The organism is Streptomyces hokutonensis (assembly GCF_042751305.1).
Lineage (GTDB): Bacteria > Actinomycetota > Actinomycetes > Streptomycetales > Streptomycetaceae > Streptomyces > Streptomyces hokutonensis_A.
In genome coordinates, this window is sequence record NZ_JBHYWD010000025.1 from 114,122 (window position 1) to 138,090 (window position 23,969).

The 23,969-nt window shown below is 68.8% G+C and carries 16 protein-coding genes and 3 pseudogenes; 9 read left to right on the forward strand and 10 right to left on the reverse strand.

Annotation, left to right across the window (positions count from 1 at the left end):
* Nucleotides 1-108: 108 nt before the first annotated feature.
* The 3 genes from ACFXC1_RS42140 to ACFXC1_RS42150 all read right to left on the reverse strand — a co-directional run bounded on the left by ACFXC1_RS42140 (nt 109) and on the right by ACFXC1_RS42150 (nt 3,372).
* Nucleotides 109-915: an SDR family oxidoreductase gene (locus ACFXC1_RS42140; RefSeq protein WP_381253242.1), complete on the reverse strand. Its 807-nt coding sequence runs from the start codon at nt 913-915 to the stop codon at nt 109-111.
* A gap of 378 nt (nt 916-1,293) precedes the next feature.
* A complete protein-coding gene (locus ACFXC1_RS42145) occupies nt 1,294-2,502 on the reverse strand; it encodes a permease (RefSeq protein ID WP_381253245.1) in 1,209 nt (402 codons plus the stop codon).
* A 45-nt stretch (nt 2,503-2,547) separates the two neighbouring features.
* Entirely contained in the window at nt 2,548-3,372 is an 825-nt protein-coding gene (locus ACFXC1_RS42150; RefSeq protein ID WP_381253248.1) for an alpha/beta fold hydrolase, read from the reverse strand.
* A 441-nt stretch (nt 3,373-3,813) separates the two neighbouring features.
* On the opposite strand from ACFXC1_RS42150, the gene ACFXC1_RS42155 reads away from it, so the two are divergent.
* Nucleotides 3,814-4,626 carry a maleylpyruvate isomerase N-terminal domain-containing protein gene (locus ACFXC1_RS42155; RefSeq protein ID WP_381253251.1) on the forward strand — a complete coding sequence of 271 codons (813 nt, stop codon included), beginning with the start codon at nt 3,814-3,816 and terminating at the stop codon, nt 4,624-4,626.
* A gap of 61 nt (nt 4,627-4,687) precedes the next feature.
* Here ACFXC1_RS42155 and ACFXC1_RS42160 read toward each other — a convergent pair whose 3' ends face one another.
* Together ACFXC1_RS42160 and ACFXC1_RS42165 are read right to left on the reverse strand one after the other, a co-directional pair.
* Nucleotides 4,688-5,629 (reverse strand): helix-turn-helix domain-containing protein, encoded by a 942-nt coding sequence (locus ACFXC1_RS42160; RefSeq protein WP_381253254.1) that lies wholly within the window; start codon nt 5,627-5,629, stop codon nt 4,688-4,690.
* A 234-nt stretch (nt 5,630-5,863) separates the two neighbouring features.
* Nucleotides 5,864-6,520 (reverse strand): TetR/AcrR family transcriptional regulator, encoded by a 657-nt coding sequence (locus ACFXC1_RS42165; protein ID WP_381253256.1) that lies wholly within the window; start codon nt 6,518-6,520, stop codon nt 5,864-5,866.
* A 102-nt stretch (nt 6,521-6,622) separates the two neighbouring features.
* Here ACFXC1_RS42165 and ACFXC1_RS42170 point away from each other — a divergent pair, with 102 nt between their 5' ends.
* Nucleotides 6,623-6,970, forward strand: a complete 348-nt coding sequence (locus ACFXC1_RS42170; protein ID WP_381253259.1) for a hypothetical protein — start codon at nt 6,623-6,625, stop codon at nt 6,968-6,970.
* The gene (locus ACFXC1_RS42175; protein WP_381253262.1) at nt 6,961-8,925 is read left to right on the forward strand and encodes a glycoside hydrolase family 97 catalytic domain-containing protein; all 1,965 of its coding nucleotides are present in this window, start codon (nt 6,961-6,963) and stop codon (nt 8,923-8,925) included. The genes ACFXC1_RS42170 and ACFXC1_RS42175 overlap by 10 nt, the downstream gene beginning before the upstream one ends.
* A 331-nt stretch (nt 8,926-9,256) precedes the next feature.
* On the opposite strand, the gene ACFXC1_RS42180 is transcribed toward ACFXC1_RS42175, so the two are convergent.
* Nucleotides 9,257-13,111, reverse strand: coding sequence for a carboxypeptidase regulatory-like domain-containing protein (locus ACFXC1_RS42180; RefSeq protein ID WP_381253265.1), 3,855 nt, complete (start codon nt 13,109-13,111; stop codon nt 9,257-9,259).
* A 434-nt stretch (nt 13,112-13,545) separates the two neighbouring features.
* Here ACFXC1_RS42180 and ACFXC1_RS42185 point away from each other — a divergent pair, with 434 nt between their 5' ends.
* Nucleotides 13,546-13,947, forward strand: a complete 402-nt coding sequence (locus ACFXC1_RS42185; protein WP_381253268.1) for a hypothetical protein — start codon at nt 13,546-13,548, stop codon at nt 13,945-13,947.
* A 194-nt stretch (nt 13,948-14,141) separates the two neighbouring features.
* Nucleotides 14,142-14,909, forward strand: coding sequence for an alpha/beta hydrolase family protein (locus ACFXC1_RS42190; protein ID WP_381253270.1), 768 nt, complete (start codon nt 14,142-14,144; stop codon nt 14,907-14,909).
* Between the two features lie 58 nt (nt 14,910-14,967).
* Here the strand turns inward: ACFXC1_RS42190 and ACFXC1_RS42195 are convergent.
* Nucleotides 14,968-15,066: pseudogene (locus ACFXC1_RS42195) on the reverse strand (IS5/IS1182 family transposase); the annotation flags it as partial.
* Between the two features lie 208 nt (nt 15,067-15,274).
* On the opposite strand from ACFXC1_RS42195, the gene ACFXC1_RS42200 reads away from it, so the two are divergent.
* The gene (locus tag ACFXC1_RS42200; protein WP_381253272.1) at nt 15,275-17,566 is read left to right on the forward strand and encodes a hypothetical protein; all 2,292 of its coding nucleotides are present in this window, start codon (nt 15,275-15,277) and stop codon (nt 17,564-17,566) included.
* Between the two features lie 60 nt (nt 17,567-17,626).
* Here the strand turns inward: ACFXC1_RS42200 and ACFXC1_RS42205 are convergent, their stop codons facing one another.
* Both ACFXC1_RS42205 and ACFXC1_RS42210 read right to left on the reverse strand, forming a co-directional pair.
* Entirely contained in the window at nt 17,627-19,213 is a 1,587-nt protein-coding gene (locus ACFXC1_RS42205; protein WP_381253275.1) for an ISL3 family transposase, read from the reverse strand.
* An 85-nt stretch (nt 19,214-19,298) separates the two neighbouring features.
* Nucleotides 19,299-19,667 (reverse strand): annotated as a pseudogene (locus tag ACFXC1_RS42210) (transposase); the annotation flags it as partial.
* A gap of 232 nt (nt 19,668-19,899) precedes the next feature.
* Here ACFXC1_RS42210 and ACFXC1_RS42215 point away from each other — a divergent pair.
* Nucleotides 19,900-20,184, forward strand: a pseudogene (locus tag ACFXC1_RS42215) (helix-turn-helix domain-containing protein); the annotation flags it as partial.
* Between the two features lie 565 nt (nt 20,185-20,749).
* Nucleotides 20,750-21,946: a DMT family transporter gene (locus tag ACFXC1_RS42220; protein ID WP_381253278.1), complete on the forward strand. Its 1,197-nt coding sequence runs from the start codon at nt 20,750-20,752 to the stop codon at nt 21,944-21,946.
* Nucleotides 21,947-22,456: 510 nt separating this feature from the next.
* Here ACFXC1_RS42220 and ACFXC1_RS42225 read toward each other — a convergent pair.
* Nucleotides 22,457-23,158, reverse strand: a complete 702-nt coding sequence (locus tag ACFXC1_RS42225) for a hypothetical protein (RefSeq protein ID WP_381253281.1) — start codon at nt 23,156-23,158, stop codon at nt 22,457-22,459.
* Nucleotides 23,159-23,480: 322 nt separating this feature from the next.
* Here ACFXC1_RS42225 and ACFXC1_RS42230 point away from each other — a divergent pair, with 322 nt between their 5' ends.
* Nucleotides 23,481-23,876, forward strand: coding sequence for a MerR family transcriptional regulator (locus tag ACFXC1_RS42230; RefSeq protein ID WP_381253284.1), 396 nt, complete (start codon nt 23,481-23,483; stop codon nt 23,874-23,876).
* Nucleotides 23,877-23,969: the final 93 nt, after the last annotated feature.

Here is a 23,969-nt window from a genome sequence, read left to right on the forward strand (position 1 = left end):
GCTCTGAGGTGCCCGGACGCTCCTGGCGGTCCATGGCGTCCACACGAACCGCGTATCACGAGGAGTTCGCCGCGCCTGAGTGATCAGGTTCTTGGCTGAGGACCGACATCAAGATTGCGTGGCCCCCGTGACGGCATCGAGCTCCCGCAGTTGCTTCTGGAGGGATTCGCGGATGGTCGTCAACGCCTCTGCCCCCACAGCGAGTCGTACGGGCGGATTTGCCGCATCCGCAGCCAACAGGATGGCCTCCACGACATCCTGCGGGTCCCCAACGGCATCCGGTCCGAGTTGGCCAATCTTCGCCAACTGAGCGCCGACGGAGGGAGCGTAGACCTCGTTGGGTGCCTCCACTACGGCGTTGGCGATGAACCCCGTACCGTAGGTGCCGGGCTGGATGGCTGTAGACGTGACGCCTGTCGGAGCGAGTTCCAGGGCCAGAGCCTCGGAAATGAGTTCAAGGGCGCCCTTGCTCGCGGAGTAGAGTCCCGATCCAGGCCAGGCGTACGCACCCAGCTCCGAGGAAAGGTTGATGATGCGTCCTCGGCGGGATCGCAAGGAGGGCAGGACGGCGCGGATGATGGCCAGCGGGCCGAAGACGTGCGTCTCGAATACCGCGCGAGCGGTGTCCTCGGAAATCTGCTCGACGGCGCCGAAGACACCGTAACCGGCATTGTTGACCAGCACGTCTACGCCTCCAGCGGTCTCGACCGCGGCAACAATTGCTGCGATGCCCTCGGGGGTCGTCACGTCGGCGGTCACGGTGCTGATCCGGGAGTTCTGTTGAGCCAGCTCGTTGAGAGCGTCGCTCCGACGACCGGTGGCAATGACATGGTCACCGCGATGAGCCACGGTCTCGGCGAGCTGACGGCCGAATCCGGATGACGCACCGGTAATCAGCCAGGTCTTTGCACTCATGGGTCCAACTCCTGCAGCGTGTATTTGATCGGGCAGTTCGGAGGGCGACGTCTTGGTCGATTTGCTGGTTTGCTGTTTAAACGGCGGTCACGCAAGCGGACATCGAGGTCGGGACGGGCACCGGGTGCCTGCTTGTCCGGCTTCGTCACACACCTGCAGCGGGTGCAGAGCATGATCCGGGCCGCCGAAATGCGGACGGGTTGCAGTGGGTGCGCGGCGACCCCGGGGTCCGCGCACCGCCGCCGGGCAAGCGCGCTGCCATCGCGACGACTTGGCCAGTGCGGATGCCGGCCCGATCAAAAATGGCTGCTTGCACCATGCGGGCACGGACTGGAGGCCACGCCGCTTCGGGTGCCGCGGTCCCAGCCTGTATCGGACCTACGCCTCGGTCGTGGTCTGCGACGCCCCCTGCGGCTTGGTGCCGTGCTGATGGTGGACGTCACTGTGGCTTTCGGTCTCGGGAGGACCACCCATCATACGGAGCATGGTCCGTCCACCGGTGCGCCAGAAGCGCGCGAGGAGCACGGCGGCGAGGAGGAGGAAGGCGATGTTGAGCCAGGTGGTGTAGTTCCAGCTGATGCCTTCCGCGGGTAGCTTCGCGTCGTCCTGACGGGGGATCAGACCGAGGCCCCAGAAGGCGAGTTCCACGACATAACCGGCGATGACCATCGCGAAGTAGAAGGTGGCGAAGATGAATGCGGCCGTCCTGGCGCCGTAGTACTTACGGTAGATGTTGATGATCGGCAGGATCAGCAGGTCGGCGAAGATGAACGCCACGACGCCGCCGAAGCTGATGCCTCCCTTCCACAGCACCACTGCCAATGGCACATTGCCGATGGAGCACACGAACGAGGCGACTGCCACGAGGGGCCCGATCACGGGCCCCCACAGTCTGGCCTCCAGGGGGTGCCCGTCGAAGAAGAATGTGCGCCAGAAGGAGTCCGGCACCCAGGCGGCGATGGCGCCGGCGATGAGCAGGCCGACGACCACGTCACGCAGGATCGCCGCCCACTCCATGGCGAAGACGTGGCTGGTGGAGGTGAATCCCTCACGGGAGAACAACCGGCCGGCGAAGGAGCCTTCGCGCTGGATGGATATGTCCATCGCAGCATGTCCCTCCATGGATCCGGCGAGTCCTTTTTCGGCCTGTTCGCGCGCCTCACGCAGGAGACGGTCGCGGAGGAACAGCCGGAAGAGGACGGCCAGAACGATGATCATGACGGGTCCGCCGATGAACTCCGCGGCGGTGAACTGCCAGCCCATCAGCAGCGCGAGGATCACCCCGAGTTCGACGACGAGATTGGTGGATGCGATCTCGAAGGCCATGGCGGCGGTGAAGTTCGCGCCCTTGCGGAACAGCGAGCGGGCCAGTGCCACCGCGGCGTACGAACAGGACGAGGACGCCGCGCCCAGGGCCGCGGCGAGGGCGAGAGTCCTGGGCTGATCGTCGCCGAGCAACGAGACGACGGTGCCTTTGCGTACCACGGCCTGAACGACAGCGGACAGCGCGAACCCCAGGATGAGGGCCCAGGTGATGTCCCAGGTCATTGAGCCTGCGATCGACAGCGCATGCAGTAGCGCGTGCATCCGTGAACCGTCCCTCCCGTTACTGCGGGCACGTCATTGCGGAAGTCAGGAGCGGATGAACTCCAGCAGATCCGCGTTGATCGTTGGTGCCTCGGTGGTCGGCATGCCGTGCGGGAAGCCCGGATAAACCTTGAGAATCCCGTTGGGCAGCAACTTGGACGACAGGTGCGCCGAGTCATCGATGGGCACGATCTGGTCGTCGTCGCCGTGCATGACGAGGACGGGCACCGTGATCTTCGTGAGGTCGTCGGTGAAGTCCGTCTGGGAGAAGGCCACGATGCCGTCGTAGTGGGCCTTGGCGCTGCCCATCATGCCCTGGCGCCACCAGTTGTCGACGATCGCCTCGTCGGGCTCGCGGCCCGGACGGTTGAACCCGTAGAACGGGCCGGCCGCCAGCGCGCGGTAGAAGACCGAGCGGTTCGCCGCGAGCTGCGCTTGCAGGTCGTCGAAGACCGACTTGGGCAACCCGCCGGGGTTGGCGTCGGTCTGGACCATCAGCGGAGGAACGGCGGCGACCAGTGCGGCCTTGGCAGCCCGGTCCTGGCCGTGTCGGGCGAGGTAGTGAGCCACCTCACCACCGCCGGTGGAGTGGCCGACGAACACGGCGTCGTGCAGGTCGAGATGGTCGACCACCGCGGCCAGATCGTCTGCGTAGTGGTCCATGTCGTGACCGCTGTCGGTCTGGGTGGAGCGACCGTGGCCGCGGCGGTCGGCGGCGACCACCCGAAAGCCCTCGTTGAGGAAGAACAGCAGTTGGGGGTCCCAGTCGTCCGACGAGAGCGGCCAGCCGTGGCAGAACACGATGGGCCGGCCGGAACCCCAGTCCTTGTAGTGGATGTCGAGGCCGTCGGAGGTGGTGATGGAGGGCATGCTCGCTTCTCCCTGTCCGTTCGCAGCGATGACAACATGACAGACGCCGTCGATCTGGTCGGTCTTCGAGTGCGCTCGCACGGTTCGCCACGTTGCCGTTCACCGTGACAAGCGCCTTCGAAGATCTTGTCAGTCCCGTACGGCGCGGCGGGAGCTGGCGCCCCCTGCTGTGCACGGCACGCACAGCAGGGTTCACTTCTCGCACAGTGCGCTGCGCGGGTCGGCACCTAGCATGTGATCTGCCCGAGACAACGCAGCGACCGTCGGCCTCGAATACCGGGCCGGGCACACGGTGTTGTGCCTTCACCCGCATGTGCCGGCCTCGCGGCCGCCCACGCAGGGCGCGCGGAGTGGGCGAGACGGCAGCCCATAGGTCGATGAACCGCCGCAGATCGACATTCCCTGCTGGTGCGCGCTGCGCTCTGGCCTCACCAAGGAGTGATGACCCTCATGACCGTTGCGGGTATGAAGGGCTTTCGCCTGGCGACGCAAGATCTGCTTCTAGTGGCCAGCACTATCGACGACGTCGGCTGGAACCAGCCCAGCGGTGCGGAGGGATGGCGGGTCAAGGACGTGTTCTCGCACGCTGGACAGCTCATCTCGCTGCTGGTGTCCGCCGTGCAGGGGACGTTGCGGTACCCGGATCCGCCGCTCGGGATCGAGCAGCTCAACGAGGTGCTGGTCAAAGCCGCCAGGGAGCAGACGCCCGCTGCGACCGTCGACTTCCTTCGAGTCCAGTCGGAGCTTGCCTTCCCCGTGTTCGACAGCCTCCAGGACGAGCCGCTGGCATCGTCCACCGCCCAGTTGCTCGACCTCGGCGTCTATGAACTGCACGCCATCCCGGACATGTTCTCCTTCGATTTCGCGACCCATCTGCGCTTCGACCTGCTCGGTCCCCGCGGGCCGCTGGACGCCGATGTGCCGCCCATGGATGAGGACCGGATGGAGCCCTCCGTCCACTGGCTGCTGGGCGGCATTCCGAAGATGCAGCCCGACCTGCACCGCTCGCTCCTCGCGCCGTTGGCACTGGTTCTGACGGGCCCGGCGTCGACCCATGTCGTCCTTCACCGCGTCGGGGACACGATCCTCGTCGAGGACCCCGCCACCGCACCGGCCCCGGCGGCTCAGGTGACGTCGTCCACGCTCGATTTCCTGGCCTGGTCGACCACCCGTATCCCCTGGCGTGAGGGGACCGAGGTGACCGGGGACACCTCTGTCGCCGCCGCTTTTCTTGACAAGCTGAACCTGATCTGACGCCCTGGCTCTGTCTTTGAGGTGTCGCCCACGACGGCCCGTTGGTCCACTGGCGGTCCGTTCAGCGTTTTTGCCATTCGCTGGGGGACATGCCGTATGCGGCTCGGAAAGCCCGGCTGAAACTGGACAGATCAGAGAAACCGTGACGTCGTGCAACAGCACCGATGGCTACGGCGTCGTCGTCAGCGAGGGCCTGCCTGCACGCTTCGAGGCGGCGGGTGCGGATCCAGTCCGCGAGACTGATGCCACTTGCGGCAAGCACTTTGTACAGGTAGCGCACCGAGATGTGGTGCACGGCTGCGATCTGCTCAGCAGACAGGCCGGGGTCGTGGAGGTGCCGACGGGCGTATTCAAGGATGCGCATCTGTAAGGTGGCGGCCATGGGCTCGGCGGCCAACTCCTCGGCCCGCAGATGGATCGCGATCACGGCGCGGATGAGTTCGATGCTCGGCTGACCGACGAGGTCGGCGTTCACCGCAGTAGTCAGGGCGGGATCGGCGGCCAGTCGGCGCAGATAGTCGTGGGTCAGTGAGACCACCGGGTGCCCCGGGCCCAGCTTGACCGCGCACGCCGCGCGGATCATGTCGTGCGGCATCGCCAGCGCCGAATGCGGCACACGGAAGAAGTTGCCGGTCATGCCGGTGTCGTTCAGCAGTGTGTAGGGGGATGTGGAGTCGTACATGACCAGTTCGCCGGGCCGGAGCACCGCTTCCCGGTCGTGTTGGACGACCATGCTCGACCCGGAGAGCTGCACGTTGATGAAAATGCTCGGTTCCATCGAGTCACGGGCCAGGGCGGCGGTGCGTGCCACCCGCAGGGCGGTGGTACGTCCCGCGCAGATGGTCAGGTCGCCCAGGTCGGTGACGACGCCATGCGCCGCCACCGCCCGTCGGTGCCCGGGCCAGTGCAGTTCGATCGGCACCATCGTCGCGCCGAGCGCCTCGTGGACGAAGTCGGCACGATCACGCTCTTCGACCTCATCGGTGTTCAGAATGAAAGGCATTGCGTCGACCTTTCGACCGCCACTCTGGAAACGTACCCGTGCTGACCAGGCGCGGCACCGAACTCGCGCCTCTTCGCCAGCCGTTGTGACTGATTGCGGCACCCAGGCCCCGGCAGCCCGACACCCGATTCTCGGGGGCAGGTCTGGCCGCTCAGGGTCCTGGGACGAGCAGGCATCGCGGATGTGCACCGCCCGAGACGGCGTCATCGCGGACCGGCCCGGACCTGCCAGGAGTCATGGGCCAGTGGCCAAGACCGTGTCCGGTCCGCGCTGCACGGCGAACGATTCGATGTAGGCCAGGGCTCCGTACAGCGCGTCACGCAGGGGCGTGGACTCGCCGGCCGCCTGGTCGAGCAGGGCTCCGCCCTGGAACGCGGCGGTGAGCAGGTGGGCGAGTGCGACCGGGTCGGCCTCCGGCCGCAGTTCGCCGCGTTCGCGCATCTTGCCCAGGCCGCGCTTGAACAGCTCCTGCCACCGCCCGAAGCCGTCGGCCACCGCGTCCCGGTGGGTGGGCTCGGCCTTGACGACCTCGGCGGCCAGCGAGCCGAACGTGCACCCGCCCCGCACCATGTCCTGGGAGGCGATGTAGGAGTCGGCCCACCGGTGCAGGGCGGCGAAGCTGTCCAACTCGCCCAGTTCGGGCGCCTGGTGGCGGGCGACGATGGTGTCGGCCTGCCAGGCGAGCACCGCGCGCACCAGGGACTCCTTGGTGGGGAAGTGACGCGTCAGCTGTGAGCCGCTGACCCCGGCGGCCTCGCGGATCTGCTCGTTGTTGGTGTTCTGCGCGCCGTGTTCGTACATCAGCTCGGCGGCCGCCCCGACGATGCGTTCGCGTGTGGCCAGGCCCTTGGCGGTCAGCTTCTGACCCGGCGCTTCGCTGGTGGCGGTCATGGTCACCATCATACCGCACAAAAGGGCTTGAGAACCCATTCCAAGAGATGCCCCCTGGAGGCAGGCCAAAAAAAGGGCCTGCAAGCTCACTTTCTCTGCGAGGTGGACGGGACGTCCACACAGGCGGCACCGCAGACCGTCGCGACGACACGGCGCCTCGCCCCTGCGTCGGCCGCTTTGGCCGTAACCGAGGCCGGTCACCCGCGCCGCTGGGGCATCATGGCGGTGCTGGGTGCCGTCGCCTTCATGGCGCAGCTCGACTTCTTCGTCGTCAACGTCGCCCTCGACGGAATCGGACGGTCGTTCCCGGGCACGGGCGTCGCGAGCGTGTCGTGGGTGCTGTCGGCCTACGCGATCGCCTTCGCCGCCGCGCTCGTGCCGACCGGATCGCGGACCGGTCCGGCGGCGGGCCGACAACCGTCATATGCCGGCGCGGTCGGGTGTCGCTGACCCTGACGGTGGACTCCGGCGTCGCGGCGTACGCGGTCAGCGTGGGCGGCACCGAGGTCGTGCCGTCCAGTCCGGTGGGGGTGGTGCTGGACGACGCGGACTTCTCCTCCCGCCTGACGGTGACCGATACCGGCCGCCCGAAGAGCGTGGACATCCGGTACGGCCTGCCGCAGGGGAAGACCTCCCGGGTCCGCAAGGTGATGACCGAACGGGTGGTCTCGGTGCGCAACGCGCAGGGACTGCCCATGGAGATCGTGCTGAGGGCGGGCCAGGAGGGCGTGGCCCTGCGCTGCCGCTTCCCCGGCCTGGGTGACGGCACCACCCGCACTGTTACCGCCGAGGTCACCGGTCTGACCCTGACCCTCCCGGCGGACGGCGGCGCCCAGTACACCCAGCCGTACACCCTCAAGTCCCCCAAGTACCAGGAGTGGTACGTCTCCCGCGCGAACCACACCACGCCTGTGCTCGGTGCCGCGACCACCTCGGCCGGTGGTGCGTCCTTCCCGCTGCTCGCCCGCACCGAGGCGGCGGACGGCGGTACGTGGTGGGTGCTGGCCGGTGAGTCCGGCATGGACGGTACCTACCCGGCCTGCCACCTGGGGCAGCCCACGCTCGACACGGCCGCCCGCAGCGTGACGTACACCATCGCCTTCCCCGCCGACGATGAGGCGCTCGGCAACCTCGGCCCCGGCGCACCCCAGGTCACCGGTGCCTGGCAGACGCCCTGGCGGTTCGTGGCGGTGAGCCGGGACCCGGCCGGGCTCGCGGAGACCACCCTGGCCACCGACCTCGCGCTGTCCTGCGCGGTCGAGGACACGTCCTGGGTGCGCCCGGGGGCGTCGGCCTTCAGCTGGCTGACGGCGCCGACCAGTCCTACCAGCCTGGAGCAGACGCTGCGCTGGTTCGACCTGGCCCAGGAGATGAGCTGGCCATACGCCCTCGTCGACGCCAAGTGGGACAAGATGACCGATGCGGCGGGCAACGCGGTGCCGCTGGAGCGCCTCGTCGCCGAGGCCGATACCCGCGGCATCCGACTCTTCCTCTGGTACAACTCCGCGGGCGAGAACAACGACGCCGTAGCCAACACCCCGCGCGACCTGATCGCCGACGCCGCCACCCGCCGCGCAACCTTCCGCCGACTGCGTGACCTGGGCATCGCCGGCATCAAGGCCGACGGCTGGCAGAGCGACAAACAGCAGCTCATCGCCCGCAAGCGCGAGGTCCTCGAGGACGCAGCCCGCTACCGGCTGCACGTGGTGCTGCACAACACCACCGTGCCGCGCGGCTGGGACCGCACCTACTCCCACCTGCTCGGTGTCGAGGCCGGCATCGCCAGTGAGTACTACGCCAACACCAAGCCGTACGCCGACCAGATCCCCGAACAGACCACCATCGCGGCCATCACCCGTAACGCCGTCGGCGCCTTCGACTACGGCACCACCCTGCTCTCCCCGTACGTCTACGGGGCCAACCCGCGCCGGACGACGGACGCCCACGAGCTGGCCCGGACCGTCATCTACCAGTCCGGCTTCAACGGCTGCGCAGACAGCCCCGACCGCTACCTCGCCCAGCCCGCCGAGGTGCGCGAACTGCTGAGCACCGTTCCCGTCGCTTTCGACGAGACCCGCTACCTGGCCGCCGCCCCTGGCAGCCACGTCGTCGTCGCCCGCCGCAAGGGCGGCACCTGGTACATCGCCGGAGTCAACGGCCGTACCCTCACCATCTGGCCCGGCCTCGACTCCTCGGTCCCCGGCTACACCCCGCCCACCGGCCAGGCTCAGCCCCTCAGCGTCGACCTGCGCGACCTGGGTATCCGGGGCAGGCGCAGGATCAAGCTGTTCGCCGACACCGCCGCCACCGCCGCCACGGACGGCGCCCTGCGCCACTGCGACCTTCGGGGCAGCGCCTTCACCGTCCACACCGCGCCCTTCGGCGGCTTCATCGCCGTCGTCTGACGCGGGCGGCTTCGGGTTCGCGCTGTCGACCGTCAGCGCGACTGTCTCCTCCCACCCCACCCCGGGCGGCACAGTTCCGGTCTCCGCCCCGAGGTTGCCGACCGCCCGGCCGCTTCCGCCGGACCTCACGGCCAGCCCCGCATTGCCCGGTGGCGGCGCAGGTACCGCCGCTGCGCCCACGCAGACGAGCTCTCCATCGGCTGGCGGCGTGAGCCAGGGCCCCACGAGCAACACGGGCGGCAGGAGGAAGGACGCGAGGAGGCCCCCTCGCGACTGATGCGGCGCGAGGGGGCGGCGGAGAACGGCCCGACGGTTGTCGGATGCCGGTTTGTCAGCGCACGGTCATCCGGACCGGCACCACCGGGTACGTGTACGGCGTGTCCGTGCTGACCGCGAGTGCGGCCGTGTAGGTCCCGGCCACGTCCACCGACGTCGCGCCCGCGTCCAGCCGGACGGTGACGGTCAGGCGCTGGCCAGGGGCGAGCGTACGGGTGGTGGACGTAGTGGAGAGCCAGCGGACGTCGGTTGCCGGGACGCAGCTGTCGAGGCCGGGCAACTGCTCGACATTCGCACGGGCGTCGAAGACGCTCGGCGCACCGCCGACCCGGTAGAACCCGCAGGCGCCACCGGCCCGGTAGAGCGGCGTGGAGGCGGCGGGCAGGGCCGTCCAGGTGCGGGCGGCCGGGTCGTAGGCGTAGCCGGCACTGGTGACGACACCGAGGAGGTTGCTGACCCCGCCGGAGAGGAGGAAGCGGCCGTCGGCCGTGGTGGCGGCCGAGGCCCACAGGTCGATGGGAAGGTCGGTGATCGGAGTCCAGGCGGCGGTGGCCGGGTCGTAGGCGTACCCGTGCCGCGTACCCTCCACCACGGTGGTGCCGCCCGCGCAGTACAGGGTGCCCGAGACGGCGCCGCAGCCGAGCCAGGAGATGGCCTCGGGGTAGGGGGTGGTGGCGGCCCAGGTGTCGGTGGCCGGGTCGTAGACCTGCACTGCGGTGGCGCCGGTGCAGTATCCCTGGCCGCAGCCGCCGACCAGGTACCACTTGCCGTCGAGTGTGGCGGAAGCCGCTGCCGCGTACCCGGCGGGCACCGGGGCGGCGGTGGACCAGGTGCGGTGCTGCGGGTCGTAGACCTCGGTGCTGGTCACGGTGCCGCCGTCGGCTGTCCAGCCGCCGGTGACGTACAACTTGCCGTTCAGGAAGGCGGACTGGGGTGACTCGCGGGGGGTGGGGTGGCCGCCGGGGATCGCCGTCCAGGCGGCGGTGACGGGGTCGTAGACGTAGCCGCCGGACAGAACGGAGGTGCCGTCGGTGCCGCCGACCGAGTAGACGCGACCGTCCGGGCCGGTGGCGACCGCGTTGTCGATGACGGGGGTGGGGTAGTCGGCCAGGGAGGTCCAGGCCGAGGCGGCGGGGGTCACGTCCGTGGACGTGGACGTGGTCTTCGGCTTCGTATTCGTCAGCCGGTCGGGGGTGAAGTCACCGGGAACGTACTGCGGAGCTGCCGCGCGGGCCGTCGTCGCCGTCGGGATGTCCCCGGACCGCTCGGCGAGGCTGACGGTGAGCGGGGCCGAGCCGGTGTTGCGCAGGGTGACCAGGGCGGTGGTGGCTTTCCCCTTGCGTACGGTCTTGTCGACCGCCGCCGGGCTGATCGCCAGCTGTCCGGCGAGCAGCACCGCGTCGAGGCGGGTGGCGTGGTCGGCCTTGACGTTCACCTTCTTCGTGGCCGTGGTGTAGTGCTCGGCGCTGAACGCGACCTGCTGACGGCCCGTCCGCGGCGCGAAGCGTACGTACGAACCGTCGCCCGCCGTGGTCGCCTTGGCACCGGTCTTGCCGCTCACCGTCGCACCGCTCAGCTGCCGGCCGGTGTTGCGGTCCGTCACCGTCCCGTACAGCAGCCCGCCCGGCACCGGCTTGCAGGTCATGCCGCCGAAGGCGACGTCGTCGACCTGCCAGTAGTAGGCGTAGTCGCCGTTGTAGCGGAACCGCACCTGGACGGCGGACCTCCCCGCCGCGCCCGGGAGGGCGATGCTCTGCGTCCCGGGGCCCGCGGAGGCGGTGTCGCGGTGCCAGGCCGTGGACCATGTCGTGCCGGCGTCGACGCTGAAGTCGACGTCGGCCTTGGAGTCGTCGTCGAACGGCTTGTAGAAGGTGCTGAAGCGGACCGCGGGCGTGTCGTAGCCGGTCAGGTCGAGGACCGGGGAGAGGAGGGAGGTGTTCTGCCGGTCGCCGGAGTAGTCGCTGTCGGCGATGGCGAAGCCGCCCGACCCGCCGGTGAGGTTGCCGCGCCCGGCCGGGTCGTCGAAGCGCCAGGTGTGGCCGCTGCCGGTGACGCTCCACCCGGCGGGCGCCTGCGTGCCGTCGAAGGTCTCGGTGGCCTCGCTGAACGTCTGCTTGTACCCGGGCGCCACGCAGGCGGCGGCGTCGACCGGGATGCCGAAGTCCTTGCGGCCGGCCTTGGCACCCACCGTCAGGTCGGCCGTCGTGACCTGGTAACCGGTGTAGACCGGGTCGACCTGCAGGGTGTAGGTGCTGTTGGCGGGCAGCCTGAGGGTGTAGCGGCCGGTCGCCGGGTCGGTGTACGTCCGAGTGGACGGCTCGTCGGTGACCTGGATGCCCGCGGAGAGCGGCCAGCCGTGCCCGGAGCCGTCCCGGATCCGCCCGCTGACGGTGACCAGGGGCTGGGCGGAGAGCGTGAAGTCCCGGGCCACGGTCGCGTCGTCGCCGACCTCGACGGCGGCCGGCGTGGTGCTGCCGTAGCCGAACTTGGCGGCTGTCACGTCGTACGTGCCCGCCGGGAGCGTCATGTCGTACGTACCGTCGGCGCCGGTCGTCGTGGCGTTCGCGCCGGCCGTGATCCGCACCCCGGCGATCGGGCCGCCGGCGGACGGGTCGGTGACCTTGCCGGTCAACCTGCCGTACGGGCCGGTGGTGAAGGCGACGGTGCCGTTCGGGGTGCCGAGGCCGGTGGGGCCGTCCCAGCCGGGGCCGGCGGTGCACAGATAGGCGGTGGCACAGGTGCCGTTGGTGCCGCTGGTCACGTCGTTCAGAGCGCCGTTCGGCGCGCCGTCGCGGGCGCCGGAGTGGGCGTACGGGTAGGCGTTGGGGTAGGTCTTCGCGCCCGGCTTCCCGGCGAGCGCGTAGGTGGCGGCGATGATCGGGGCGGACGCGCTGGTGCCGCCGTAGACGCCCCAACCGCGGTCCTCGTACGTGTTGTAGACGCTGACCCCGGTCGCCGGGTCGGCGACGGCAGACACGTCCGCGACGGCGCGGTTGGCGCAGCCCCGGTCGGTCTGGAAGGAGGGCTTGGAGGAGTAGGCCGAGCAGCCGCTGCCCGCCCCGGTCCACGCGGACTCGCTCCAGCCCCGGGGGGTCCCGCTGTCCCGGCTCAGCGAGGTCCCGCCGACCGCCGTGACGTACGGCAGCGAGGCCGGGTAGCTGGTGCCGTAGCCGTTGTCGCCGGTGCTGAAGGTGATCGCCACGCCCGGGTGCTTGTAGTAGTCGTCACCGGGCAGGTCGCCGAACGCGCTCTCGCTCCCGCCCCAGCTGTTGGAGACGTACGCGGCGCCGAGCGCGACCGCCGTGTTCTCCGCCTCGCCGAGGCCGTCGATGGACGGCTCGTCGGCCTCGACCAGCAGGATGTGACAGAGCGGGCAGGCGGCGCTGACCATGTCGAGGTCGAGGGCTATCTCGCCGGCCCAGCCCTGGTCGGGCTGTGGATACTCGGTGCCGCCGCGCTGGTCGGTCTTGCGGAAGCAGCCGCCCGCCGTGGTGCAGGGCGGCAGGCCGAACTGGGAGCGGTAGACGGCCAGGTCGGCCTCGGCGTTCGGGTTGTCGTAGGCGTCGACGATGGCCACCGTGACCCCCGCCCCGGCCACGTCGGACGGCAGGTCGTAGGCGCTCTGGAGGTCGGCGGGGCCCAATCCGGCGGGGGCCAGCAGGGGTTGGAAGCCTTTGCCGGTCTGGCGGACATCGTCGCGGGCGACGGCGAAGCAGGCCATCTGGTTGGGTTTGTCGGGTCTCGCGCAGAGGGGGTGCGTCGGCACGGCCGAGGCCGTCGAGGCGGTGTCGGCGGTTGCCTCGGTGGTGGCGGTGGCGGTCTGGGGAAGTGCCCAGATCAGAGTCATCAGGATGCTGAACAGGGCGGTTAACGCCGCCAGTCGGGTACGGAACAGTCCCACCTTGATCATCCGAGTCCTCTCAGATATTCACGGGTACGAGGGAAACGATCAGGCGGCAGCGTATGTCTCGTACATGTCATGTGTGTGAAGTTGTGCGCTCTTGTTTGATCAATTGGGTGGCAGACTGCTGCCGCCGGGCGCCCCGCCACACGAGTCAATGCGCCGCCAGCCCCGGTCAAGCCGCCCGCCGCCGAATCACCCCACCAAATATCCCGCCCACCGAAGCCGTCTCCCGTCACGCAAGCAAGCTGCTCGCCGCAGCCCGCCCGTAGGCGAGGCCGCTCACACGGGAAGGGCCAGGCCAAGCTTCCTGCCAAGCGCAGACCCACCACGCCACGTCGCGCACGGGCTGAAGGAACCGGCGAAGACCACACCGCCCCGGCCACCCCGGAGGGGGTCCCTCCCTCAGCACGCCACGGCCAGGGCTCCCCTCACCTGCCGTGGTGCCGGGCGAGAAGCCTTCGCCAGTCGCGGGCGGTGCGACGTGGCGCGGCGGCGATGTCGGTGTGGCCGTCCTGACGGTGGACGCCGATGGCGAGGTTGCGCAGACCGGCCACGGTGCGCGGGAGAAGGCCGGCATGGATCTTGGAGTCGAACTCGGGGAACGTGCGGTCGCGGACGTGGTGCAGAAGATTTTCGATCTTCCAGTGCCCTCTGATCCAGTCGGCGGGCTGGGCGCCGGTAACCGCACCAGGCGGCAGGCTGGTGATCAGGGAGACGCGCTCGATGGTGAGCTTGCCGCTCGTGAAGTCCTTCCTCCAGCCGGAGGATCGGGCAGCGAGGCGGTCAGCCGCAGCGGGGTGTTCCGGCTGACCGGTACTCCTATGGCCTGTCTGGAGTCGTAACGACGTGGCGGGGAAAGGGTTGAGGGATGATCATCGGGCTGGTAGCTTTCAGTCGACCGTGACACCGCCCGAGGAGGTGAGACCCATGAACGCTGTATCAACGTGGGTGCTCCCCCTTCCCATCACGGCCGGCGATTGACGTAGGTGTCGCCGGGAGCGCCTCGACAACAAGGCACTCCCGAAAGGCAACACCTATGCACTCTCTGCAGTTCACCGCCGAGTCGTCGTCGAACGGCATGGTCGAACGCGACTTCATCGTGGGCGGCGTCCCCGGCGTTCTCTGGTCGCCGGTTTCCAGCGCAGCCGATCGCGCACCCCTGGTGCTGATGGCCCACGGCGGCGGCAACCACAAGAAGCATCCGGCGATGTCCGGCCGCGCCCGTCTCCTCGTGACCGGCTGTGGCTTGCACGTCGCCGTCATCGACGCGCCCGGTCACGGCGACCGGCCGCGCACGACGCACGACGAGGCGGAGATCGCCGAGCTGTTCCGGGCGCGGGCGGCGGGCGAGCCGGAAGGCCCGATCGTCGTGCGCTACAACGCACACCTGGCGGAGCTCGCCGTGCCCGAGTATCAGGCGACCCTGGACTCCCTCCAGGAACTCCCGGAGATCGGCACCGACGGGCCGGTCGGCTTCTGGGGCATCAACATGGGCACCGCGATCGGCATACCGTTCGTGGCCAACGAACCCAGGATCACCGCGGCGGTCTTCGGTCAGCACTGGCCCGATGTCCTGGCCGAGAAGGCGAAGCAGATCACCATCCCGATCGAGTTCGACCTGCAGTGGGATGACGAGCACATCTCGCGCGAGGAGGGTCTCGCGCTGTTCGACGCCTTCGCTTCAAAGGAGAAGTCGTTGCACGTGAACTCGGGTAAGCACAAGGAGCTGCCCCGGTTCGAGGCCGACAGCGCGGTCCGGTTCTTCGCCCGGCACCTCGGCCGGCCGATCACCTCACTGGCCTGACGTGCGCGGTTGCGGCGTCCGGATTGCCAGCCGGGCGCCGCGACCGCGGTCCCGGGGTGAGGCTGCGCATCCAGATAATGGATCCGCGTAGCTGGAGCCCCGCCATGTAGCTCGCGGGCGTCTTGTCGTAGCGCGTGGCCAGGCCCCGCCAGGCCCGTGTCGACGACGGCGTAATTGGTTCTGGCCGCGATTCCGTGAAGCGTCATCCTGGTAACTCCGGTGTTCATCTCGTCGGCAGTCTTCATACTCGTTGGAGGGAGACCACGCGACGATCGGGTCGTTTCGGCGCTGGGTAGGTCACGGGGGGCGCGATGGGGAGAGCCCGTTCACGTTGGCTGCGTATCGGGGGCTGGGGGCTCGTGGTCGTGGCGGCGGTGATCGCCGGCGTGCTGTCGGCCGTGGCGGATGTCTGGCCAGGTACGGCAGGTTCCGTGCTGGTCGCGGGTGTTGGTGTGGTTGTCGGCGTGTTGTCGACCCGGGCCACCAGCAGGCTCGACACTGATGCCCAGCAGTCCCGTCGGCTCGCCGATGAACTGTTCTTCCACGACCAGGGCGGGCGCCGCGTCCGGGAGATTGCCGATCCCGTCCGCGTTGGCGTCTACGCTGCCGCGCCCATCGAATCCGATGAAACCGGCGATCCGTCCCCGGCCCGTGCACCTGCCTTCGTCCGCAGGGACCGAAGCCCGGAACTGGAAAGAGCCGTACAGCGTGGGGGCTTCGTCGTGGTCGTCGGTGAGTCCACAGCGGGGAAGTCCCGTGCTGCCTTCGAAGCGATGCGCGCGTGCCTGCCCGATCACGCGTTTATCCGCCCCCGGAACCGGCCAGGACTCCGCGCGGCGGTAGAAGCCGTTCAGCGGGAACGGCACTGTGTCGTCTGGCTGGATGACCTTCAAAAGTATCTGGGCAGCGACGGGCTGACGGCGCATCTGCTGGAGAGGCTTCTCGGTGATGGCACCCGACATGTCGTGGTCCTCGCCACCATGCGGGCGCAGGAGCGCGCCCATTTCCTCACAGACGGCATGTCCGGTGATGCCACAAGCGCCGAGATGGCCCGGGAGCAGCGCGAGGTTCTGGACCGTGCGACCGAGATACGGATCGACCGGACCTGGACCAATGCCGAGGTGGAGCGGGCGCGAGCGTTCGCTGATGATCCGCGCGTTGCTGCCGCGCTGGAGCATTGCGACCAGTTCGGATTGGCCGAGTACCTGGCGGCTGGCCCGAAACTGCTCGCGGTCTGGCAGGACGGGTGGGCGCCCAGTACTCATCCGCGCGGGGCCGCCATCGTCGCCGCGGCTGTCGACGCCCGGCGGGCAGGGTTCTACCGTGGCCTGACACCTGCGGCTCTTCGGACCCTGCACGAGCACTACCTGCGACAACGCGGCGGTGCCCGGCTGCGGCCGGAGTCCTGGGAGCAAGCCCTCTGTTGGGCCACGCGGGCCGTGTACGCCACCACGGGCCTGCTCATGCCCGACGGTCCTGATCATTACGTGGCCTTCGACTACCTTCCCGACGTCGTCGATGCCGCCCTGCCCCCGGCGCCCATCCCTGGGGAGACCTGGCAGGAGCTGATCGGCCAGGCGGAGCCGGCGGAAGCCGCCTACCTCGGATGGGCCGCCTACGGCTGGTATCAGCAGTGGGATCACGCAGAGGCCGCTTTCGTCGCGGCCGTCCACGGGGGACATGTGATGGCGGCGATAGGTATCGCGACGTGCCAGGGCCTGGTCAGAGGCGACTTGGATACCGCGATAGACACGCTCCGATCGGCCATTGCCGTCGCCCGCGCCGACACGACGGACGTCGGGTCGGCACAACTCGTCGAGCTGACAGAGCAGTTGGCGTTCATGACCGGTTTGGCTGGCCGGCACTCCGAGGCACTTGAGATTGCCCGGCAGGCGGTCGCCGACAGCGCTGTCCTCGGTCCCGGCGAGGCACTGACCCCGCGTATCGTCGTCGCGCGGTCGACAGGGCAGTCGGGTGATACGGCCCTGGCGCTTCAGCTGGCACGTGCGGCGGAGGCCGACGGAATCCGCTTCCTGGGAGAGGACCATCCGACGACGTTGTCCTGCCGATTCGAGGTCGCTGTCTGGACCGGCTACGACGGCGATGCCGCTGGCGCGGTACGCCTCTGGGAGGCTCTGGACGACCACCTCATAGGAAAAGGTCTGGGCTCAGTGGAATTGATCCTGGACGTGCGGCGCAATCTCGCCTACTGGACGCTGATCGCGGGGGAGGTCGAACACGGCCTGCCCCTCTTCGAGAGCGTCGCAGCCGACCACGTCCGTATCCTCGGTGCCCAGCATCCGCTCACCCTCGCGGCGCGCACCGGGCTGGCACACGCGACCGCCCAGGCCGGACAACCTGACCAGGCCCTGCGGATCGCCGAAGCCGTGATCGCCGACGGGCGCGACGGCACTCCCGCCGTGCATCCGGTGATACTCAACGCCCGCTTCGAGGCGGCCCTGTGGACCGGGACATGCGGAGATCCGGAAGGGGCGATCACCCGGTTCGACTCACTGCTTGCCGACGTCTCCGAAGCGTTGGGCCCCGACCACGGCCTCGTGCTGGACTGCCGCAGTTGCCTCTCTCAATTGACCGGACACGGCGATGACCCGCAACAGCCCTATCGCGGCTCGTGGATGAGGCTCGCCGATTGGTGATGGCGGAGAGTTGTCGACGGTCTCGTATTTGGTTCTGACCGCGATTGCGCGGATTCGGGGTCATGATCGCAGCAGGATGCGGGTGCGCAGGAGGCGGAACGAGGCTCGGCCGTACATGGCCCGCTTGATCGTCTTGATGCGGTTGACGTTGCCCTCGACGATGCCTGAGCTCCAGGTGAGGGTGAGGCCAGCGGTCACCGCATCGAGGTCGAGGCACAACCCCTGCGCGAAGGCGAGGATCGGGGCGGGCGACTCCCGCTCGACCTCTCGGACCCACGCCAACAGCTGGTGTCCGCGGCGGTGTTGGAGCAGGTCGTGGAAGGCGCGGGCGAGGTCACAGGCCCGGGCGATGTCCGGGCAGGCCAGGCGTATGGCCAGGAGTTCGTCCTCCTCGTGACGCGTCAGCGCGCCGCGGGGCAGCATGATCCATTTGGTGATCTTGCGTGGGCGGGGGACGGCGCCGCGGGCGGGTTCGATGGTGCCGGTCCGCAGTCCGGCGACGTAGGTGCGGACGGGCTGGTCGCTGCCCTGGTAGCCGCGGTCGCGGATCTCCCGGTAGAGGTCGGTCGGGCTGGTCACGCCCTCGGTGAACCGCTCGGTGATGTAGGCGGTGAAGGGCTCCAGCACCCCTTTGGGGCGCCCCATCCGGGAGGAGGCGAGCAGGGTGTCGAGATCGGTGTCTCGGAAGTGGCGGACGGTCTTGCGGTCCAGGTGCAGGCGGCGGGCGATCGCGGAGATGGAGCATCCTTCGCCCAGCAGGCGGTGGATGTCGGAGTACCGGTCGACGGTGCGGACGGCCATCTTGGTAGGCGGCAGGGTCGGCGGCGGCAGCGGATTGATGATCTTCCGGGGTGCGGCCTCTCGCTCCTCGTCGACCCGTTTGCGCAGGCACGGGCGGTGCTGATGGCAGGTCTTCTCGACTGCGGCGGAGAGGTTGTGCAGCAGGTGCCATCGGTCCGCGATCTCCTGGACGTCGGGGGCGGCTTCGCGGATCGCCGTGAAGTAGGCCGTGGCCCGGTCCCGGCAGATGATCTCGGCGCCGGGGTGTCCGCGCAGCCAGGCGGCGAAGGTAGCCGCGTCCCGGTCCGGGAGGACGTCCACCACCTGAGCTGCCTCGACATCGACCAGGACGGTGCCGTAGCGCCAGCCCTTGCGGAAGGCGAACTCGTCGACACCGAGCACCCTCGGTGCCCGCTCGGCCACCGGCGGGGCGGCCAGCAGCCCCAGGAGGTGGGTGCGGCCGGCGGGGAACTGCAGGGTCTGGCACAGCCGTTGACCGGGGCGCCCGCCGAGGAACGTCGCGACAGCCCGCGTCCACTGCCGCAGACCGACGCTGTGGCGACGGTATCGTTCGCTGAGGTCAGGGACCTGTTCGACGAACGTCCGCCGTCGGCACCCGGCCCACTCGCAGAAGAACCGCCGCACCTGCAGCGAGATCACCAACGGCCGTCCCGCTACCGGACGTTCGGCCAGTCGGCGCCGGTAGCGGGAGTGCACCCGACGCCCCAGCCGACCACAACTTGGGCAGTCCGGTGGCCGACCGCAGGCCGCCGCCTCGACCACGACCCCGTCTGCGGTGGCGTGCACCGCCGTGACCTGCACATCGATCCCGGGAAACAGCACATCCCCGATCGCCACGACCCCCATACCGGGGCAATCCCCACGAGAAACGTTCCCGCACTCGCGCGTCTACCTGGGGATTCACGGAATCGCGGCCAGAACCAATTACGCGACCGTCGACAGCCCGGAGCTTGTTGATGCACGGTTCCACCGTGTTGCGCTCCTTGTACTGCTCAGCGTCATGTGACACTGGTCAACCGCCGCCCCTGCCTCGCTTCTTGCGATTCGCAGCCTGATCAGCCTTCTCCGGGATGACCGCCTTGATCCCGCGTCTGCGCAGGTGGGCGCGATTCGCCCGCGAGGAGTACGCCTTATCGGCAGCTACCGCGTCCGGTCGGGTGCGCGGACGGCCCACCGGCCCGCACACCTTGGCCTTCTCCAATACCGCGACGAACCGGGGACTGTCGGCGGCCTGCCCAGGCGTGAGCACGAACGCCAGCGGGCGGCATCGCCGGTCTGCCGCGAGGTGGACCTTGGTAGTGCCGCATCAGGCAACATTCGCCCTGTAGGACGTGGTGGTTGTCGGTAGGCTGTGGTCAGCCGTCGCGCGCAAAGGCGCGATGGGAAATCCGCTTCAATCTTCGAGATTGTGACCCTTCGTCGGTCTGAGCCGGTTCGAGTCCGGTAGCCCGCAGCGGTGTTGCCTTGTCCTGGCGTCGTGTAACGGCGTGAGGTGTTTGTGCCCGGTACGCCGTAGCCGTCAGGCTGTGCCCGTGGCAGAGCGAGTGCGTGTTCGCGAGCTCGATGACGATGCGGGCAGGCGGCTGCTGCGGATCATCCGCAAGGGCACCGGGTCGGTGGTGACCTGACGGCGTGCCCAGATGGTGCTGTTATCCGCGCAGGGCATACCCATAGCGAAGATTGCCGAGGTGACGTTCACCAGCGCGGACCGGGTCCGGGACGTGATCCACAACTTCAACGCCGACGGCTTCGGCTCCCTCTATCCCAAGTACAGGGGCGGCCGGCCGAGAACGTTCAGCCTCCCGGAACGCCGGGAGAGGTTGTCCCGTAACCGGTGTGGCAGTTGAAGGGGTCTGCCGCACCCCAAGACGTCCCCGTTCCCGGCCTCGGGCTTCTTCGGCCACCCCGGGCCCAGCGGTCTCCCGGCTACGCCGATTCCGAGTCGGGCATCGCGCCCAGCTGTGTGACGAAGGGCTTCCGCAAGACGGCGTCGGCCGATCCGTGAGCGCAGACGCTGGTGCGGGCCGTGCGGTTCACTGCCCTGGCTGATCTTGCCCTGGCAGGCAAGATCCTTGTCCCGTAGGGGCACTTCGGCCCCAAGTGGGTTGCCCGGTTCCAGTACCGGCCGATCAACTGGAGCCCGTCATATCTCTGCGGAAGGCAGTGCAGCCAACGCGAGCGCAGTGACACCTCGGGCTACGAGCCCAACGGGAGCCCTTGCCCACCGGCGCCGCTCTCCTCTCTCCCCTCACCGTTCTCCCCCATCGATTCCCACCCCACAGGAACCGCGTACCAAATGATCAGAATTGGACGGTCAGCGAACGGCTGCCGAGCACTGGCATACGCGGACAGCGGTACCGACACGGCTGGCGGTACGCGCGCGTGAAATCCAGGATCGATCCGCTGACCATCGCGGCGATGACGGTCACCGTCGTCTCCATCTCGGCCACTGCCCCCCTCACCGCTGCCGCCACCGCCTCACCGCTCGCCATGGCCTTCTGGCGCAACTGCCTGGGCTTCGCCGTACTCGGACCGCTCCTCCTGCTTCTGCGCCGCCGCGAGGTGGTGCGCGTCGCGCGCGGTGAACGCGGCATCCTGCGCCGCGAACAGTGGCGGCCCCTGGTCTTCGGCTTCCTCGGCGCCACCGCACTCGCCCTGCACTTCGCGGCCTTCATGACGAGCACCCGGCTCACCTCGGTCGCCATGTCCACCGCCCTCGTGGCCACCCAGCCCGTCTGGCAGGCCCTCATCGCCGCAGTTCAGGGCGCCAAGGCCTCCCGCAGGACCTGGACAGGACTCTTGCTCTCGGTGGCGGGAGCGGCCGCGGCGGCCGGTCTCGACATCAAGTCCGGTGGTACGGCGCTCCTTGGCGACCTGCTCGCCCTGGTCGGGGCCATCGCCCAGGCCGGATACACGGCCCTGAGCGAGAAGTCGCGCGCGGATGTGAGCACTCCGCTCTACTCGACGTTCACCTCGCTGGTCTGCGGTATGGAACTCCTCGTCGTCTGCCGGCTGGCCGACATCCCGCTGACCGGCTTCGACAGGTCCACCCAGCTGTCGCTGCTCGGACTGCTGCTCCTCCCGCAGATCCTGGGGCTCGGCTCACTGAACTTCGTTCTGGGCAGAACATCGGCCACGACAATGAGCGTCCTGCTCCTGCTCGAGACCCCCGTAGCCGCGCTCGCCGCCTGGCAGTTCATGGGCCAGGACATCGTGATCGCGACGATCCCCGGGCTACTGCTGATCATCGTTGGCGCCACGATCGTGGTGACCAGCGGCGGGGAACAGTTCGCGCCGGCACTGGACGAACATGGCGTGGCGACACCGCGGCCGGCCCATCCCCCGCACTTCCCCCAATCAGCGCCCGTGCCACAGCGTCTGACGTTCCCTCGCACGGCCGGTCGGGACCCCAGGCTGGACTGGGCGACGTACACCGAGAGTCCGACGATCACGCTCACCTATCACGGTGCGGGGGCGTTCGACACCCTGTCCATGCGCAAACCGCGACACACAGCGGAGGAAGAACCGTTCATCGACGATCCCACCGTGTCGCTCACGGCCCCCACCCGACGACGATGACCACACAAGACCCGAAAGGGATGGGGACGAACGGCTTGGCGGTGGTGTGAGCGTCGGCGCCTCGTGGCCCGGGCACACTGAGGACGACACCGAATGGTGAATCTGGAGGGTTCCCCGGCGTCTGGAGGCCGAGGCCTCGGAGCAATGTGGAGAAGGCTGGCCGCTGGGTTGGGAAATGATGCCGTTCCCCAGGCCGGATTCCGTAGAGGTCATCTCTTGAGATTGATCCAGCCTGTCACCAACCCCAGGCCTGCGGTCTGTGGTTGGTGACGCCGAGGGCGACGGTCCCGTGTGTGTGCGCGGCCGTCATGCGCCCAGCGTCGTCGTCAGCCAGGGGTGGCGAGTACGTCGAGGGCCGTCTGTTGCGTCTGGGGAGGGAGCAGGGCAGTCGGGCCAACCCTTGCCATAGTCGTAACGTGCCTCAGCGGCCAGAGGTCGCAAAGGCCGTTCGGCGAACCACCGCGGCCATGGCATGCACCCCGTTCAGGCTGGCGGCGGCCCACAGAGCGGTCATCCCGGGACAAGGACGGTAAGCCATTCCGCTTCGCGTGGCCGGTATCCGTAGCGGTCCCACAGTCCCGACACGATCGCCGGGACGTGGCCGGCTCCGTAGACGACGGCCACCCGGAACGGTGTGTCGCCGTGCTCCGCCTGGATCTCGCCGAGTGAGTCGAGCAGCCGCTGGTCGCGCCGATCGGTCAGCGCGTGCTCCAAGGGACTGTCGGCCAGCATCTCCGCGCGCAGTGTCGACGGCAGATCCTCGATCTCGTGGTCCTGGTCGAGGAAGGCGCGCGGACCGCGCAGCGCGAACACCAGACCCATCAGCGGGGCCCCGATGATCAGCAGTATGTACATCCACCGTGGCAGTGTCTTCAGGTCCTCCATCGCTTCCGTCGCGGTGACATCCGGGTTGACGACCGGTATGCCTTCTGGAAGGAGAAGGTCGTTGCGCTGCTCCTGGAGGCCGTTGCGTCGTCGGCGCGGGGCGAACCGGTAGGCGAGCGTGAGGGCACTCACTCCCGCGGATTTTCCCCGGATCCCCTCGAGGACGATGAGGTCGCACTCTCTCAGCCTGAGACGGACCTGGGAGTAGAACGTCGGCGACGCCACATGCACCATCGGGAAGATCACGAATTCAAGCGGCGTCCCCTTCCGCCGCATGGTGAGCACGGCAGACCGGACGGCATACCCGGTCACTTCGATGATCTGCATGGCTCCCCCGCGAACCTCTCTCGGCTGCGCTTCCACCCGTACCAGGACACGAGCGCGTCCGGGGTCGTGGTTCCTTCTCTGCGCCTGCTGCCGCCGGACTGCGCAGACACGCCCGCGAACCGTCCACTCCCCTGACCCCCCTCCGCCGCACGCGGCCAAATCGCCATCTGTCGGCGTACTGAGAAAGCTGGTCAGGCGCGTACAGACGAACGTGCTCAGTTGTGGGACCGGGACGACAACCCTGCGGTTGTGGCGGCGTCCGTGGGTGTCCATGACTGGCCGGCGGTCTGCGCCTGGAGCACGCGAGCGTAGGCTCTCAGGAATGCGGATCGGCGAGTTGTCCACGCGCACGGGCGTGAGTCCGCGCTCCTTGCGGTACTACGAAGAGCAGGGCCTGCTGACCAGCTCACGCTCCGATACCGGGCAGCGTCACTATTCCACTGCGGCGGTCCAGCGCGTCTCGCTCATCCGACAGCTGTTCGACGCGGGTATGTCGAGCCGGGTGATCGCGACTGTGCTGCCGTGTGTGGACGTCCCGGGTGACCTGGGCGTCGCCGAGGAGACGTTCACGGCGATGATGCGCGAGCGCGACCGGATCGACGCCGACATCGCGCACTTGATCGAGACCCGGGATGCGCTCGACGTGCTGATCAGGGCCAACAGCCGGCACCGGGCGGAGCTGTCCACGTCGCCGGAGTCGGCGGCACGGTTGGACTGATGCTGTGACCTGCGTCTCAGCCGCTTGCCCCTGACATCGATGTGACAGGTGAGGATGACTGCAGAGCCCGGAATCACCGGGTCGGTCACATGG